This window comes from Enterobacter sp. DSM 30060 (genome assembly GCF_013375955.1).
Lineage (GTDB): Bacteria > Pseudomonadota > Gammaproteobacteria > Enterobacterales > Enterobacteriaceae > Enterobacter > Enterobacter intestinihominis.
This window is the reverse complement of record NZ_CP056118.1, coordinates 2,014,110-2,030,144: the sequence shown is the minus strand read 5'-3', so window position 1 is coordinate 2,030,144 and position 16,035 is coordinate 2,014,110. Positions and strand designations below refer to the sequence as shown.

Genomic DNA, 16,035 nt, shown 5'->3' with positions numbered 1-16,035 from the left:
TTCAATTTTCAGCTTGATCCAGATTTTTAAAGAGCAAAACTTCTTAATGCACTCAAAAGTACATTCAGAAGTTCATCATTCATCAGACAATCTGTGTGAGCACTACAAAGGCAGGTTCTTTAAGGTAAGGAGGTGATCCAACCGCAGGTTCCCCTACGGTTACCTTGTTACGACTTCACCCCAGTCATGAATCACAAAGTGGTAAGCGCCCTCCCGAAGGTTAAGCTACCTACTTCTTTTGCAACCCACTCCCATGGTGTGACGGGCGGTGTGTACAAGGCCCGGGAACGTATTCACCGTGGCATTCTGATCCACGATTACTAGCGATTCCGACTTCATGGAGTCGAGTTGCAGACTCCAATCCGGACTACGACGCACTTTATGAGGTCCGCTTGCTCTCGCGAGGTCGCTTCTCTTTGTATGCGCCATTGTAGCACGTGTGTAGCCCTACTCGTAAGGGCCATGATGACTTGACGTCATCCCCACCTTCCTCCAGTTTATCACTGGCAGTCTCCTTTGAGTTCCCGGCCTAACCGCTGGCAACAAAGGATAAGGGTTGCGCTCGTTGCGGGACTTAACCCAACATTTCACAACACGAGCTGACGACAGCCATGCAGCACCTGTCTCAGAGTTCCCGAAGGCACCAAAGCATCTCTGCTAAGTTCTCTGGATGTCAAGAGTAGGTAAGGTTCTTCGCGTTGCATCGAATTAAACCACATGCTCCACCGCTTGTGCGGGCCCCCGTCAATTCATTTGAGTTTTAACCTTGCGGCCGTACTCCCCAGGCGGTCGACTTAACGCGTTAGCTCCGGAAGCCACGCCTCAAGGGCACAACCTCCAAGTCGACATCGTTTACGGCGTGGACTACCAGGGTATCTAATCCTGTTTGCTCCCCACGCTTTCGCACCTGAGCGTCAGTCTTTGTCCAGGGGGCCGCCTTCGCCACCGGTATTCCTCCAGATCTCTACGCATTTCACCGCTACACCTGGAATTCTACCCCCCTCTACAAGACTCTAGCCTGCCAGTTTCGAATGCAGTTCCCAGGTTGAGCCCGGGGATTTCACATCCGACTTGACAGACCGCCTGCGTGCGCTTTACGCCCAGTAATTCCGATTAACGCTTGCACCCTCCGTATTACCGCGGCTGCTGGCACGGAGTTAGCCGGTGCTTCTTCTGCGGGTAACGTCAATCGACAGGGTTATTAACCCTGTCGCCTTCCTCCCCGCTGAAAGTACTTTACAACCCGAAGGCCTTCTTCATACACGCGGCATGGCTGCATCAGGCTTGCGCCCATTGTGCAATATTCCCCACTGCTGCCTCCCGTAGGAGTCTGGACCGTGTCTCAGTTCCAGTGTGGCTGGTCATCCTCTCAGACCAGCTAGGGATCGTCGCCTAGGTGAGCCGTTACCCCACCTACTAGCTAATCCCATCTGGGCACATCCGATGGCAAGAGGCCCGAAGGTCCCCCTCTTTGGTCTTGCGACGTTATGCGGTATTAGCTACCGTTTCCAGTAGTTATCCCCCTCCATCAGGCAGTTTCCCAGACATTACTCACCCGTCCGCCACTCGTCAGCGAAGCAGCAAGCTGCTTCCTGTTACCGTTCGACTTGCATGTGTTAGGCCTGCCGCCAGCGTTCAATCTGAGCCATGATCAAACTCTTCAATTTAAGTTTGATGCTCGTGAATTAAACTTCGTAATGAATTACGTATGTTCACTCAGAGACTTGGTATTCATTTTTCGTCCGAGGACGTTAAGAATCCATGTCACTTTGAGTGCCCACACAGATTGTCTGATAAATTGTTAAAGAGCAGTTGCGACGCGCTTCAGCGCTCTGTCGCGAGGTGGCGTATATTACGCTTTCCTCTTTCAGAGTCAACCCGTTATTTCAGGATTTTTTCTCTTCAACCGACCGGGTAGTCTGTGAAGTGATTCACATCCGCCGTGTCGATGGAGGCGCATTATAGGGAGTTCTCCGCAGGCCGCAACCGCTAAATGACAGAAAAATGACTGACTGCTGCATTCCCCAGCAAAACCCCGCCTTATACCCTTTTACGCACAGAGTTATCCACAGCGCTTCGAAAAAGTGAAAATATGCGAGCGTTGCGCAAACGTTTTCGTTAAAATGCTCGCGCTTAACAAGGAGGCCTCGTCAGGTGTGTTAGATGAGTTTTTCGCTGGAAAATTCATCTAACGCTCTCTGTAATCGTGAAATCCAGGGGATTTACCATGCAACAACGTCGTCCAGTCCGCCGCGCTCTGCTCAGTGTTTCTGATAAAGCCGGTATCATCGAATTCGCTCAGGCACTTTCCGCACGCGGTGTGGAGCTGCTTTCTACAGGCGGTACCGCTCGCCTGTTAGCAGAGAAAGGTCTGCCGGTAACCGAAGTGTCCGACTACACCGGTTTCCCGGAAATGATGGATGGACGCGTCAAAACCCTGCACCCGAAAGTGCACGGCGGCATTCTGGGTCGTCGCGGTCAGGACGACGGCATTATGGAGCAGCACAATATTGCCCCCATCGACATGGTTGTCGTTAACCTCTATCCCTTCGCCCAGACCGTCGCCCGCGAAGGCTGTTCTCTGGAAGATGCCGTAGAGAACATTGATATCGGCGGCCCGACCATGGTGCGCTCCGCAGCCAAGAACCATAAAGATGTGGCCATCGTAGTGAAGAGCAGCGACTACAGCGCCATTATTAATGAGATGGACGCCAACGAAGGGTCCCTGACGCTTGATACGCGTTTCGACCTCGCCATCAAAGCCTTCGAACACACCGCCGCGTACGACAGCATGATCGCCAACTACTTCGGTAGCCTGGTTCCTGCCTACCACGGTGAAAGCAAAGATCCATCTGGTCGCTTCCCGCGCACCCTGAACCTGAACTTCATTAAGAAGCAGGATATGCGCTACGGCGAGAACAGCCACCAGCAGGCAGCCTTCTATATAGAAGAAGAGGTGAAAGAAGCCTCTGTTGCGACTGCTCAGCAGGTACAGGGCAAAGCCCTCTCTTATAACAACATTGCTGATACCGACGCCGCGCTGGAATGCGTGAAAGAGTTCAGCGAGCCGGCCTGCGTTATCGTCAAGCACGCCAACCCATGCGGCGTCGCAGTAAGCACCTCCATTATGGATGCCTACGATCGCGCCTACAAAACCGACCCGACCTCCGCGTTCGGCGGCATTATCGCCTTCAACCGCGAGCTGGATGCGGAAACCGCGCAGGCCATCATCTCCCGTCAGTTTGTCGAAGTGATCATCGCGCCATCCGCATCCGAAGAAGCGCTGAAAATCACCGCGGCGAAACAGAACGTGCGCGTGCTGGTTTGCGGTCAGTGGGCGGAACGCGTGCCGGGCCTGGACTTCAAGCGCGTGAACGGCGGTCTGCTGGTTCAGGATCGCGATTTGGGTATGGTGACAGAAGCCGACCTGCGCGTGGTGACCAAACGTCAGCCGACCGAACAGGAGCTGCGCGACGCGCTGTTCTGCTGGAAAGTGGCGAAGTTCGTGAAGTCTAACGCCATTGTTTACGCCAAAGAGAACATGACCATCGGGATAGGCGCAGGCCAGATGAGCCGCGTTTACTCTGCGAAAATCGCGGGTATTAAAGCAGGTGACGAAGGTCTGGAAGTCAAAGGTTCCGCCATGGCTTCTGACGCCTTCTTCCCGTTCCGCGACGGTATTGATGCGGCCGCTGCTGTGGGCATCACCTGTGTGATCCAGCCTGGCGGTTCAATCCGTGATGACGAAGTGATTGCCGCTGCCGACGAACACGGCATCGCAATGATCTTTACCGACATGCGCCACTTCCGCCATTAATTTCCGGAGCAGAAAATGAAAGTATTAGTGATTGGTAATGGCGGGCGCGAGCACGCCCTGGCGTGGAAAGCAGCGCAGTCTCCGCAGGTTGAAACCGTCTTTGTGGCACCGGGTAACGCCGGTACCGCACTGGAGCCCGCGCTACAGAACGTCGCCATCGGCGTAACCGATATCCCGGCGCTGCTGAGCTTTGCCCGGAACGAGAATATCGATCTGACGATTGTGGGCCCGGAAGCGCCGCTGGTGATCGGCGTTGTAGATGCCTTCCGCGCCGCGGGCCTGAAAATTTTCGGCCCAACGGAAGGTGCCGCACAGCTGGAAGGTTCAAAAGCCTTCACCAAAGATTTCCTCGCGCGTCATAACATCCCGACGGCGGAATATCAGAACTTCACCGAGGTAGAGCCTGCTCTGGCTTACCTGCGTGAAAAAGGCGCGCCGATTGTGATTAAAGCCGACGGTCTGGCTGCCGGGAAAGGCGTTATCGTGGCGATGACCCTTGAAGAAGCGGAAGCCGCTGTGCAGGATATGCTGGCGGGTAACGCCTTTGGCGATGCGGGCCACCGCATCGTGATTGAAGAGTTCCTCGACGGTGAAGAAGCGAGCTTTATCGTGATGGTTGACGGTGAGCACGTCCTGCCGATGGCCACCAGCCAGGATCACAAGCGCGTAGGCAATGCCGACACGGGTCCAAACACCGGCGGGATGGGTGCTTACTCCCCTGCTCCAGTGGTCACTGACGAAGTACACCAGCGCACCATGGACCGCATCATCTGGCCAACCGTAAAAGGGATGGCGGCGGAAGGCAATACCTACACCGGTTTCCTCTACGCAGGCCTGATGATCGACAAGCAGGGTAACCCGAAGGTGATTGAATTCAACTGCCGCTTCGGCGATCCGGAAACTCAGCCGATCATGCTGCGCATGAAGTCCGATCTGGTTGATCTGTGTCTGGCGGCGTGCGAAGGCAAGCTGAATGAGAAAACTTCCGAGTGGGACGAGCGTGCCTCTTTAGGTGTGGTGATTGCTGCGGGTGGCTATCCGGGTAGCTACAACACCGGGGATGAGATCCACGGCCTGCCGCTGGAAGAGATTGACGGTGCGAAGGTTTTCCACGCCGGTACAAAGCTCTCTGACGATGACCGCGTGCTCACTAATGGTGGACGCGTGCTGTGTGCGACCGCGCTGGGTCATACCGTGGCAGAGGCGCAGAAGCGCGCCTATGCGTTGATGGCGGATATTCACTGGAACGGCAGCTTCAGCCGCCAGGATATCGGCTATCGTGCCATTGCGCGGGAGCAGGGAGAGTAATTTCACACCCTCACCCTAACCCTCTCCCAAAGGGAGAGGGGATTTACGTCAGAAACTCTTCTCTGTCGGCTGCCAGGTGCAGAAATCTTCGTTCGCCACCAGCAACAGCTGAGAGCCTTCCGGCGCTTCCAGCCATGCCACACTCACCTCCATAGATGAATGCCGCTGACGACGCTGAATGTGTTCGGTTGCCCAGGATTCAAGCTCAGGCTTCACTGTCTGCCCTTCGCAGGTGGTCACCGTGCCGTCGGCATGCCAGCGCCCCTGGCGCAGCACCACGCGGCCCTGACGCAGCGCATCGCTGGTCTGGCGAAGTTGTTCAGCACGGTAGCGGTAGAGGGCGACCTGATCGCTGGAAAGCTGCTGTTTCAGTCCACTGACCTCATGCTGCATAAAGCTCAGCTCGCCGTGGTCGTCAAAACGCACCTTCACGTGTTCGGGAGTCTTACTGTAGATATTCAGTTCAATGAGCGACAGCGCATCGCCCTGCCAGCGGTATTCTGCGGTCGAGGTATTGCCGTTATGCCACGGACTGAACGCGGTAAGCATATGCACTTCATCGCTGGAATCTTTGCGCCAGATCCTGACCGCACCCTGGTTGTCAGCGTAGCCGCTGGCGGTAAACGGGGGGAGTGAGGAATCATGACTACAGGCAGACAGCAACAGTACGCCTGCCAGCGCGAGCGGTCCACGCCAGAATGACAAAAGGGGCGTTGCCGCCCCTTCGTTAAAACTGTTCACTGCCACGCGTCTTACTTAACTGCGTCTTTCAGTGCTTTACCAGAAACAAATGCCGGCACGTTAGCTGCGGCGATTTTGATTTCTTTACCGGTCTGCGGGTTGCGGCCAGTACGCTCAGCGCGGTGGTTCACTTTGAAGGTACCGAAACCAACCAGTTGTACAGCATCGCCTTCTTTCAGAGACTCAGTAATAGCAGCCAGGGTAGATTCCAGAGCAGCTTTAGCCTGCACTTTAGACAGATCAGCCTTGTCCGCAATTACATCAATCAGTTGAGTCTTGTTCATAAGTTATCCTTTCAATGTGTTTATCGCTTGCTAAGCATCGAGTGCGACGAAAATGCCAAAAAAGCACTCTCCTGCATACACGCACCGATAGCCACTTTTTTTCGCCCCCCAAATGTAGACCAGACGGGGGGCGAAAGGGAAGAGTCGAGGAGTGACAAAACAGGCGTTAAATCACGTTTTGTTGTCTCATTGGTTAAAAATTATACCAATATTGCTCTCGCCGGCCTCGCGCAGGTCCGCGCGAAGCCCTTTGATCAGCTCAATATCACGTTCTTCACACTCCGCCAGCAGACGGAAAATTTCCCACTGAATATCCCATTCCTGTTCAACCGCCGGGTTAGCACGCAGCTCTTCGTCGGTCATTTCACGGCCTTCCTGGGTCATTTCCAGCATCGCGACGGTGGTGATGGATGCCTTACTGACTTCAATGGCGTGCTCCAGGGTTTCACCGCTCAGACGGGAGTGGATCAGCTCGCTCAACGCCACACAGGCATCGATAGCCGGGTAGACGCCATACAGGTCGTAATCGTCCGCCGCAGGAATTGCCTCTTCCAGCTTTTCAAGCTGAGAGTCGAAGTTTACCTTTGCGTCTTTGACCGTCAGCGTCTCCCAGATCAAATCCAGGATACGTCGATAAATCTGGCCTTCGCCAAACTCCGTTTGCTTACAGAACGCGGCATAGTTGGGGTACATGCGCTCGCACAGGCAAGCCATAAACGTCACGTGCTGCCAGCTTTCCAGCTTCTCAAGGCGCAGATGAATCGGGTTTTGTAACATGATGATGTCTCGAATCGAAAATTAGCCGCAGTTTACCTGAATCACGGCTGAATTTCCTGCCAACGAATGAATGCCGGACGTGAAGAGGCAACGGCGTCAGCCCAGCGGGTAGGCTCAGGTAAGCGGTAGCCCTTCATACAGCGTTGCACCCACGCCAGGGCGCTGTCCATGCTGACCCGATGCCCGGTTGCGATAAACAGCGGATTGCAGCGCGCTTTACTGCGCCAGACCCACGCCAGCTGCTCGCCTTTATGGATAAGCGGCGCCAGCGCGCCCGGTTCGGCAGAGAGCGGCTCAAATGCGCCGCACAGGCGTTTTTTCGCCACGCCGATGGTCGGCACGTCTACCAGCAGACCAAAGTGGCTGGCAACGCCCAGGCGACGCGGATGGGAGATGCCGTGCCCATCCACAAACAGCAGATCGGGTTTTTGCGAGAGTTGCTCCCACGCGGCCAGCAGCGCGGGATATTCGCGGAAGGAGAGAAAGCCGGGGATATAGGGCATGGTGGTGGCGATACGCGCCACCTTGTACTCCACCAGCTCCAGCGACGGGTATTTCAGCACCACCATCGCCGCTCGCGTCACTTCACCGCCTTGCTCAAACCCGACATCCGCCCCGCCAATGTATCGCGGAGGGTCCGTATCCAGACGATCCTCGCGGATCACCGATGAAGCCAGTTCGATTTGCTGAGCGCGTAGCGACGCGAGATCCATAACCACTCCTTACTTGTGATACTGGGCAGAAAGCCGATGCACCGCCTCCACAAATACGCCAGCGTGTTCTGGCGGTACATCCTGATGAATACCGTGACCAAGGTTGAAGACGTGGCCTTCGCCCTGGCCGAAACCAGACAGTATAGTCGACACTTCTTCTTCGATACGGGCAGGCTGTGCATAGAGCATGGACGGGTCCATGTTGCCCTGGAGCGCCACTTTATCCCCCACGCGACGACGCGCATCGGCAATATCAGTGGTCCAGTCGAGGCCCAGCGCATCACAGCCGGTGGCCGCCATCGCTTCCAGCCACTGACCGCCGCCTTTCGTAAACAGCGTTACCGGCACGCGGCGGCCTTCGTTTTCACGCAGCAGACCATCGACAATTTTGTGCATGTAGTACAGGGAGAACTGCTGATAATCACGCCCGGTCAGCACGCCGCCCCAGGTGTCGAAAATCATCACCGACTGCGCGCCCGCTTTAATCTGCGCGTTGAGATAGAGCGTGACGCTCTTCGCCAGCTTGTCGAGCAGGGCATGCAGGGCCTGCGGCTCTGCGTACATCATCTTTTTGATGACGGTAAAGGCTTTGCTGCTGCCACCTTCCACCATGTAGGTTGCCAGCGTCCACGGACTACCGGAGAAGCCAATCAGCGGCACGTCGCCTTTGAGCTCGCGGCGGATGGTGCGCACGGCGTTCATCACATAGCCCAGCTCGCCTTCCGGATCGGGGATCGGCAGCTTATCAACGTCGGCTTTGTTTTTGATCGGAGAGGTAAAACGCGGGCCCTCGCCGGTTTCGAAATAGAGCCCAAGGCCCATCGCGTCCGGAATGGTAAGAATGTCCGAAAAAAGAATGGCGGCATCGAGCGGGAAGCGGCGCAGCGGCTGGAGCGTCACCTCACAGGCCAGTTCGGCGTTTTTGCACAGCGACATAAAATCGCCCGCCTGCGCACGCGTGGCTTTGTACTCTGGCAGATAGCGTCCCGCCTGGCGCATCATCCACACCGGGGTGACATCAACGGGCTGGCGCAGCAGCGCACGCAGATAACGATCGTTCTTCAGTTCGGTCATTTTGCAGTTCCTTATTGCGTCAGTCCGTCAGTGTAACACTACTCATACTCGGCCCGACACATTGCCACGGTATCTTCTATCAGGCGACGCGCCACCGTTCCCGGCGGGGGCAGCAGCGGTAAATCGTCGTAGCGATACCAGTTCGCCTCCAGCAGCTCTTTCTGATCGATAACAATCTCGCCGCTGTCGTATTCCGCCATAAACGCGGTCATCAGGGACATCGGGAACGGCCACGGCTGCGACGTCACATAGCGCAGGTTTTTCACCTTAATGCCGCTCTCCTCCATCACCTCGCGCGCCACCGCCTGTTCCAGCGTTTCGCCGACTTCCACGAACCCGGCGAGGACGGTGTGAATGCCGTTGCGATGGCGGGTATGCTGCGCCAGCAGGATGGAATCATCACGGCGGATGGCGACAATGATGCACGGTGCGATTTGCGGGTAGTAACGTTCACGGCAGTGGCCGCAGAGCAGCGCCCATTCGGTTTTGCTCGGGTGCATGGTGTGGCCGCAGTAACCGCAGTATTTGTGCGAGCGGTAAAACTCCGCCAGCTGTACGCCGCGCCCCGCCAGCTGGAACAGGCCGACGTCCAGATCCAGCACCTGACGTACGGATCCCATATCCTGACGGCGCGCCTGTTGGATCAACCACACGGGATCGCCCTGCCACTCGCCGATCTTCAGCGCGGACTGGCCCACCAGATCGAACGTTTCCGCGGCACCGTAGGGCAACTCTCCTGAGGGCAGCCATAATTTTTGTTCGTGGCTGACGATCCACCAACCCAGATCTGATTTTTCAATAATACGATCCATATCTATTGCACTACCTTCGCTTCACTGACATGTTGTTAGCATTGTGGTTACATTTTGGATAAGCAGATCCCATTTTAAACCTTATGGAGTCGACCATGTTAAACCAGCTGGAAAGCCTGACTGAGCGCGTTGGAGGAAGTAACACCCTGGTGGATCGCTGGCTACATGTGCGCAAGCATCTCCTTGTGGCGTATTACAATCTGGTTGGTCTTAAGCCTGGCAAAGAATCCTTTATGCGACTCAATGAAAAAGCGCTGGACGACTTTTGTCAGAGCCTGGTCGACTACCTCTCCGACGGCCATTTCAACCTTTATGAACGCATTATCCGCGAAATGGAAGGGACAACGCCGTATTTAGCGGCCAGTAAACTCTGTCCGTTGCTTGAAGCCAACACCCAGCAGATCATGGACTACTACGATTCCACGCTGGAGAACGCTATCGATCACGATAACTATCTTGAGTTTCAGCAGGCGCTTTCCGACCTTGGCGAAGCACTGGAAGAGCGATTCACGCTGGAAGACAAGCTCATCGCCCTCGTGCTGGACAACAACCTGACTATCAGCACCAGCGATAACGTTGCGCGCCCTGCTTGAGTTCTTAATCGTTAACGAGTAATTTACAACCATTCGCCCCTCTGCGGAGGGGGATTTTTCTTGTCGGAGTGCCCAGTGTGAAAGCACGGGCTGAGACCGTTAATTCGGGATCCGCGGAACCTGATCAGGTTAATACCTGCGAAGGGAACAAGAGTCACACTGCTGTTGTATCGCCTTCGGGCGATCTTCTCTTGCTTCATCCGTCGTCTGACAAGCCATGTCCTTCACATCTGGAATGAGCTATGTCTACAACAAAACTGACCCGCCGCGAACAGCGCGAACACGCACAACGCTTCATCGACACCCTGGAAGGCACCGCTTTCCCGAACTCAACGCGCATCTACATCACCGGTTCACAGGCCGATATCCGCGTGCCGATGCGCGAAATCCAGCTCAGCCCGACGCTTATCGGCGGCAGCAAAGAGCACCCGCAGTTTGAAGACAACGAAGCCGTGCCGGTGTATGACACCTCCGGCCCGTACGGCGATCCTGATGTTGCTATCAACGTGCAGCAGGGTCTGGCAAAGCTTCGCCAGCCGTGGATTGACGCCCGTAACGACTGCGAAGAACTGAGCGTGCGCAGCTCGGCGTACACCAACGCGCGCCTGGCCGACGACGGTCTGGACGAGCTGCGCTTTACTGGCCTGCTGACGCCAAAACGCGCTAAAGCGGGCAAATGCGTAACCCAGTTGCACTACGCGCGACAGGGTATCGTCACGCCGGAGATGGAGTTCATCGCCATCCGCGAAAACATGGGCCGCGAGCGCATTCGCAGCGAAGTGCTGCGCCACCAGCATCCGGGTGAAGGGTTTGGCGCTCGCCTGCCGGAGAACATCACGCCGGAATTCGTGCGTGATGAAGTAGCCGCCGGGCGCGCGATTATTCCCGCCAACATCAACCACCCGGAATCCGAGCCGATGATTATCGGCCGCAACTTTCTGGTGAAGGTCAACGCCAACATCGGCAACTCTGCCGTCACCTCTTCCATCGAAGAAGAGGTGGAAAAGCTGGTCTGGTCGACGCGCTGGGGCGCGGACACGGTGATGGACCTCTCCACCGGCCGTTACATTCACGAAACCCGCGAATGGATCCTGCGTAACAGCCCGGTGCCGATTGGCACCGTCCCGATTTATCAGGCGCTGGAGAAGGTAAACGGTATCGCCGAAAACCTCACCTGGGAAGCGTTCCGCGACACGCTGCTGGAGCAGGCGGAACAGGGCGTGGACTACTTCACCATTCACGCGGGCGTACTGCTGCGCTACGTGCCGATGACCGCGAAGCGTCTGACCGGTATCGTCTCACGCGGCGGTTCGATTATGGCGAAATGGTGCCTTTCCCATCATCAGGAAAACTTCCTCTACGAGCACTTCCGCGAAATCTGCGAGATCTGCGCCGCTTATGACGTTTCTCTGTCGCTGGGCGATGGCCTGCGTCCTGGCTCCATCCGTGACGCGAACGACGAGGCGCAGTTTGCCGAGCTGCACACGCTGGGCGAGTTGACCAAAATCGCCTGGGAGTACGATGTGCAGGTGATGATTGAAGGCCCGGGCCATGTGCCGATGCAGATGATCCGCCGCAACATGACCGAGGAGCTGGAGCACTGCCACGAAGCACCGTTCTACACCCTGGGGCCGTTGACCACCGATATTGCGCCGGGCTATGACCACTTCACTTCCGGGATCGGCGCGGCGATGATCGGCTGGTTCGGCTGCGCCATGCTCTGCTACGTGACGCCGAAAGAGCACCTCGGGCTGCCAAACAAAGAGGACGTGAAGCAGGGGCTGATCACGTACAAGATTGCCGCCCACGCGGCGGATCTGGCGAAAGGCCATCCGGGCGCGCAAATTCGCGACAACGCCATGTCCAAAGCGCGCTTTGAATTCCGCTGGGAAGACCAGTTCAACCTGGCGCTGGATCCGTTCACCGCCCGCGCCTACCACGACGAAACCCTGCCGCAGGAATCGGGCAAAGTCGCGCACTTCTGCTCCATGTGTGGGCCGAAGTTCTGCTCGATGAAAATCAGCCAGGAGGTGCGCGACTACGCCGCCGCGCAGACCATTGAAGTCGGCATGGCAGACATGTCCGAAACCTTCCGCGCCAAAGGCGGCGAAATCTACCTCAAAAAGGAGGAGGCGTAATGTACCAGCCCGATTTCCCACCTGTCCCCTTCCGCTTAGGGCTTTACCCGGTGGTGGACAGCGTGGCGTGGATAGAGCGCTTGCTGGAGGCAGGCGTTCGCACCCTCCAGCTGCGCATCAAGGATAAACGCGACGAAGAGGTGGAGGCCGATGTGGCCGCCGCTATCGCGCTGGGACGTCGCTACCACGCCCGCCTGTTTATCAACGACTACTGGCGGCTGGCGGTTAAACACCAGGCGTACGGCGTGCATCTGGGACAGGAAGATCTGGAAACGACCGATCTCAACGCAATCCGTGACGCCGGTCTGCGGCTGGGCGTTTCCACCCACGATGATATGGAGATCGACGTGGCGCTGGCGGCCCGCCCCTCCTACATCGCCCTCGGCCACGTTTTCCCGACGCAAACCAAACAGATGCCGTCTGCCCCACAGGGTTTGGCTCAGCTGGCAGCCCACGTTAAGCGCCTTGCCGATTACCCCACCGTCGCCATCGGCGGGATCAGCCTTGAACGTGCGCCCGCCGTGCTGGAAACCGGCGTCGGCAGTATCGCCGTCGTCAGCGCTATCACCCAGGCCGCAGACTGGCAGGCCGCCACCGCACGGCTCTTACAACTGGCAGGAGCAGGCGATGAAAGATCGTGATTTTATGCGCTACAGCCGCCAGATCCTGCTGGAGGATATCGCCATTGACGGGCAGCAAAAGCTGCTCGCCAGCCGGGTACTGATTGTCGGTTTGGGTGGCTTGGGCGCGCCCGCCGCGCTGTATCTGGCCGGGGCGGGCGTGGGAACGCTGGTACTGGCCGATGACGATGAGGTACACCTCAGCAACCTGCAACGGCAAATCCTCTTCACGACAGAAGATGTTAACCAGCCTAAAGCACAGGTTACGCGCAAGCGGCTGAACCAGCTTAACCCCGATATTGAACTGGTGGCGCTCCAGACGCGGCTGAGCGGAGAAGATCTGCAACGCGAAGTTGCCCTTGCCGACGTGGTGCTGGACTGCACGGACAATATGGCGACGCGTCAGGCCATTAATGCGGCCTGTGTTGCACAGAACACGCCGCTGATCACCGCCAGCGCAGTCGGTTTAGGCGGGCAGATAATGGTGCTTACGCCGCCGTGGACGCAGGGCTGCTACCGCTGCCTGTGGCCGGACGAGGCTGAACCGGAGCGTAACTGCCGCACGGCTGGCATTCTTGGGCCGGTGGTGGGCGTGATGGGTACCCTTCAGGCGCTGGAAGCCATCAAGTTGCTCAGCGGCATGGAAACAGAGCGCAACACGCTCCGGCTGTTCGACGCCCGTTCCAGCGGCTGGCGCCATCTGGCGTTAAACCGCGCCAACCGCTGCCCGGTATGCGGAGGCCGCGATGCGCATTCTGTTTAACGATGAGCCGATGACGTGCGACGACGATCTCACCGTTGCCGCCCTGCTCGACACGCTGCGCCAGCTGAAGCCGGGAACGGCGCTGGCGCTCAATCAACAGATCCTGCCGCGCGAGCGGTGGGAACATCAGCAGGTCAATGAAGGCGACCAGATCCTGCTGTTTCAGGTTATCGCTGGGGGCTGAGATGTTACGTATTGCCGACAAAGTCTTTGATTCACATCTGTTTACCGGAACCGGAAAATTCGCCTCCCCGCAGCTAATGGTGGATGCTATTCGTGAAAGCGGCAGCCAGCTGGTGACGCTGGCGATGAAGCGCGTGGATCTGCGTCAGCACAACGATGCCATTCTTGGGCCTTTACTGGAGGCAGGCGTGACGCTCTTACCCAATACCTCCGGTGCGAAAACGGCCGAGGAAGCAATTTTCGCTGCGCATCTGGCCCGGGAAGCGCTCGGCACCTGCTGGCTGAAGCTGGAAATTCATCCGGACGCCCGCTGGCTGTTGCCCGATCCGATCGAAACCCTGAAAGCGGCAGAGACGCTGGTGCAGCAGGGATTCACCGTTCTGCCCTACTGTGGTGCCGATCCCGTGCTGTGTAAGCGTCTGGAAGAGGTCGGCTGCGCGGCCGTGATGCCGTTAGGGGCGCCCATTGGCTCCAACCAGGGACTGGAGACCCGCGCGATGCTGGAGATCATCATCGAGCAGGCGACCGTGCCCGTGGTGGTGGATGCGGGCATCGGCGTACCCAGTCATGCCGCGCAGGCGCTGGAGATGGGGGCCGATGCGGTGCTGGTCAATACCGCGATTGCGGTGGCCGACGACCCGGTGATGATGGCGCGTGCGTTCCGCCTTGCCGTGGAGTCCGGTCTGCTGGCACGACAGTCCGGCCCCGGCTCGCGCAGCTTTCAGGCGCAGGCCACCAGCCCGCTGACCGGTTTTCTGGAGGCACTCTGATGGCTACCTTTATCGATCGCTGGCGTCAGCTTAACTGGGACGATATTGCCTTACGCATCAACAGTAAAACCTCTGCGGACGTAGAGCGGGCATTAACAGCCCGGCATGTGACCCGCGAGGATTTGATGGCCCTGCTTTCTCCGGCAGCAAGCGCATACCTTGAACCGATGGCGCAGCGCGCGCAACGCCTCACCCGCCAGCGCTTTGGCAACACGGTGAGCTTTTACGTGCCGCTTTATCTCTCTAACCTGTGCGCCAACGACTGCACCTACTGTGGCTTCTCAATGAGCAACCGCATTAAGCGTAAAACGCTGGATGAGCATGAGATCGCCCGCGAGTGTGCGGCTATTCGTGAGATGGGTTTTGAACATCTCTTACTGGTGACGGGTGAACATCAGGGCAAAGTGGGGATGGACTATTTTCGCCAGCATCTTCCGGCCATCCGCCGCGAATTTGCCTCATTGCAAATGGAAGTGCAGCCTCTGTCGCAAGAGGAATATGCGGAACTGAAAACCCTTGGGCTGGACGGCGTAATGGTTTATCAGGAAACCTACCATGAGGCGACCTATGCCCGACATCACCTGAAAGGGAAGAAGCAGGATTTCATCTTCCGGCTGGAAACGCCGGACAGGCTGGGGCGCGCCGGTATCGATAAAATTGGGCTGGGCGCGCTTATCGGTCTGTCCGACAGCTGGCGGGTTGACTGCTATATGGTGGCGGAGCATCTGCTGTGGCTACAGCAGTACTACTGGCAAAGCCGCTATTCCATCTCATTCCCACGGCTGCGTCCGTGTACGGGAGGCATTGAACCCGCCTCGCTGATGGATGAGCGCCAGCTGGTGCAAACCCTGTGCGCATTTCGCCTGTTCGCGCCGGAAGTGGAATTGTCGCTCTCCACGCGTGAATCCCCCGCGTTTCGCGACCGCGCGATCCCTCTGGCGATCAACAACGTCAGCGCCTTTTCCAAAACGCAGCCGGGCGGTTACGCGGACGATCGCCCGGAACTGGAACAGTTTGCACCGCACGACGGACGACGGCCCGACGCGGTGGCGGAAGCCCTGACTGCACAGGGGCTACAGCCCGTGTGGAAAGACTGGGACAGCTGGCTGGGAAGAGCTTCGCATTTGCGCTGAAACCGCCTGCAACAACGCGGAAAGGTTACGAGACGGCTCGTAAGATCAACGCCGGGCGATTGAGGAGATCTGCCCGGTTTTATTAGGATTAACCACGTCAGCAACGGACGCTGACCAGGGTGAAAATGCTTCTTCCTCGTTTCGCCCTGCCCTCCGCCCCTTAAACAAAATTTCAATTGATAAAATAAATACGTCGTTTCTTATCTACTCTTAAGATAAATCAACCCGTCGGAAATCGCTTTCTGTATAATTTACTACCAGCAATCTGACAGTGACTATGCTGAGGATATCGACAGACGCAACGCGTCT

15 protein-coding genes, 1 rRNA gene and 1 riboswitch are annotated in these 16,035 nt (G+C 57.2%); of the genes, 9 read left to right on the top strand and 7 right to left on the bottom strand.

The features are described from left to right. Positions 1–125: 125 nt before the first annotated feature. A 16S ribosomal RNA gene (locus tag HWQ15_RS09680) occupies positions 126–1,667 on the bottom strand. A 560-nt stretch (positions 1,668–2,227) separates the two neighbouring features. Between HWQ15_RS09680 and purH the strand changes: the two genes are divergently transcribed. Further along, entirely contained in the window at positions 2,228–3,817 is a 1,590-nt protein-coding gene (gene purH / locus HWQ15_RS09675; protein WP_022646715.1) for a bifunctional phosphoribosylaminoimidazolecarboxamide formyltransferase/IMP cyclohydrolase, read from the top strand. Positions 3,818–3,832: 15 nt separating this feature from the next. Beyond that, a complete protein-coding gene (purD, locus tag HWQ15_RS09670) occupies positions 3,833–5,125 on the top strand; it encodes a phosphoribosylamine--glycine ligase (protein WP_022646714.1) in 1,293 nt (430 codons plus the stop codon). Positions 5,126–5,173: 48 nt separating this feature from the next. Here the strand turns inward: purD and HWQ15_RS09665 are convergent, their stop codons facing one another. The 6 genes from HWQ15_RS09665 to nudC all read right to left on the bottom strand — a co-directional run bounded on the left by HWQ15_RS09665 (position 5,174) and on the right by nudC (position 9,526). Continuing rightward, a complete protein-coding gene (locus HWQ15_RS09665) occupies positions 5,174–5,866 on the bottom strand; it encodes a DUF1481 domain-containing protein (protein ID WP_063149674.1) in 693 nt (230 codons plus the stop codon). An 11-nt stretch (positions 5,867–5,877) separates the two neighbouring features. After that, positions 5,878–6,150, bottom strand: a complete 273-nt coding sequence (hupA, locus tag HWQ15_RS09660; RefSeq protein ID WP_002445246.1) for a nucleoid-associated protein HU-alpha — start codon at positions 6,148–6,150, stop codon at positions 5,878–5,880. 186 nt (positions 6,151–6,336) lie between these two features. Continuing rightward, a complete protein-coding gene (locus HWQ15_RS09655) occupies positions 6,337–6,927 on the bottom strand; it encodes a YjaG family protein (protein ID WP_022646712.1) in 591 nt (196 codons plus the stop codon). Positions 6,928–6,968: 41 nt separating this feature from the next. After that, entirely contained in the window at positions 6,969–7,640 is a 672-nt protein-coding gene (gene nfi, locus HWQ15_RS09650; RefSeq protein ID WP_003862312.1) for a deoxyribonuclease V, read from the bottom strand. 9 nt (positions 7,641–7,649) lie between these two features. Beyond that, on the bottom strand, positions 7,650–8,714 hold the full coding sequence (gene hemE, locus HWQ15_RS09645) for a uroporphyrinogen decarboxylase (RefSeq protein WP_022646711.1): 1,065 nt from the start codon (positions 8,712–8,714) through the stop codon (positions 7,650–7,652). A 38-nt stretch (positions 8,715–8,752) separates the two neighbouring features. Then, the gene (gene nudC / locus HWQ15_RS09640; RefSeq protein WP_022646710.1) at positions 8,753–9,526 is read right to left on the bottom strand and encodes an NAD(+) diphosphatase; all 774 of its coding nucleotides are present in this window, start codon (positions 9,524–9,526) and stop codon (positions 8,753–8,755) included. A gap of 95 nt (positions 9,527–9,621) precedes the next feature. Here nudC and HWQ15_RS09635 point away from each other — a divergent pair, with 95 nt between their 5' ends. The 7 genes from HWQ15_RS09635 (at position 9,622) to thiH (ending at position 15,726) form a co-directional block, all read left to right on the top strand. After that, on the top strand, positions 9,622–10,119 hold the full coding sequence (locus HWQ15_RS09635; RefSeq protein ID WP_023299075.1) for an Rsd/AlgQ family anti-sigma factor: 498 nt from the start codon (positions 9,622–9,624) through the stop codon (positions 10,117–10,119). A 54-nt stretch (positions 10,120–10,173) separates the two neighbouring features. Then, positions 10,174–10,283, top strand: a riboswitch (TPP riboswitch). A gap of 78 nt (positions 10,284–10,361) precedes the next feature. Next, a complete protein-coding gene (gene thiC / locus HWQ15_RS09630; RefSeq protein ID WP_023299074.1) occupies positions 10,362–12,257 on the top strand; it encodes a phosphomethylpyrimidine synthase ThiC in 1,896 nt (631 codons plus the stop codon). After that, positions 12,257–12,898 carry a thiamine phosphate synthase gene (gene thiE / locus HWQ15_RS09625; RefSeq protein ID WP_022646707.1) on the top strand — a complete coding sequence of 214 codons (642 nt, stop codon included), beginning with the start codon at positions 12,257–12,259 and terminating at the stop codon, positions 12,896–12,898. The genes thiC and thiE overlap by 1 nt, the downstream gene beginning before the upstream one ends. Further along, positions 12,885–13,640, top strand: a complete 756-nt coding sequence (gene thiF, locus HWQ15_RS09620; protein WP_063149673.1) for a thiazole biosynthesis adenylyltransferase ThiF — start codon at positions 12,885–12,887, stop codon at positions 13,638–13,640. The genes thiE and thiF overlap by 14 nt, the downstream gene beginning before the upstream one ends. Further along, positions 13,624–13,824 carry a sulfur carrier protein ThiS gene (gene thiS / locus HWQ15_RS09615; protein ID WP_003862324.1) on the top strand — a complete coding sequence of 67 codons (201 nt, stop codon included), beginning with the start codon at positions 13,624–13,626 and terminating at the stop codon, positions 13,822–13,824. Before thiF ends, thiS begins: the two co-directional genes overlap by 17 nt. A 1-nt stretch (position 13,825) precedes the next feature. Further along, positions 13,826–14,593, top strand: coding sequence for a thiazole synthase (gene thiG / locus HWQ15_RS09610; RefSeq protein ID WP_063149672.1), 768 nt, complete (start codon positions 13,826–13,828; stop codon positions 14,591–14,593). Further along, complete coding sequence (thiH, locus tag HWQ15_RS09605; RefSeq protein WP_063149671.1) at positions 14,593–15,726, top strand: 2-iminoacetate synthase ThiH; 1,134 nt, start codon at positions 14,593–14,595, stop codon at positions 15,724–15,726. Before thiG ends, thiH begins: the two co-directional genes overlap by 1 nt. Positions 15,727–16,035: the final 309 nt, after the last annotated feature.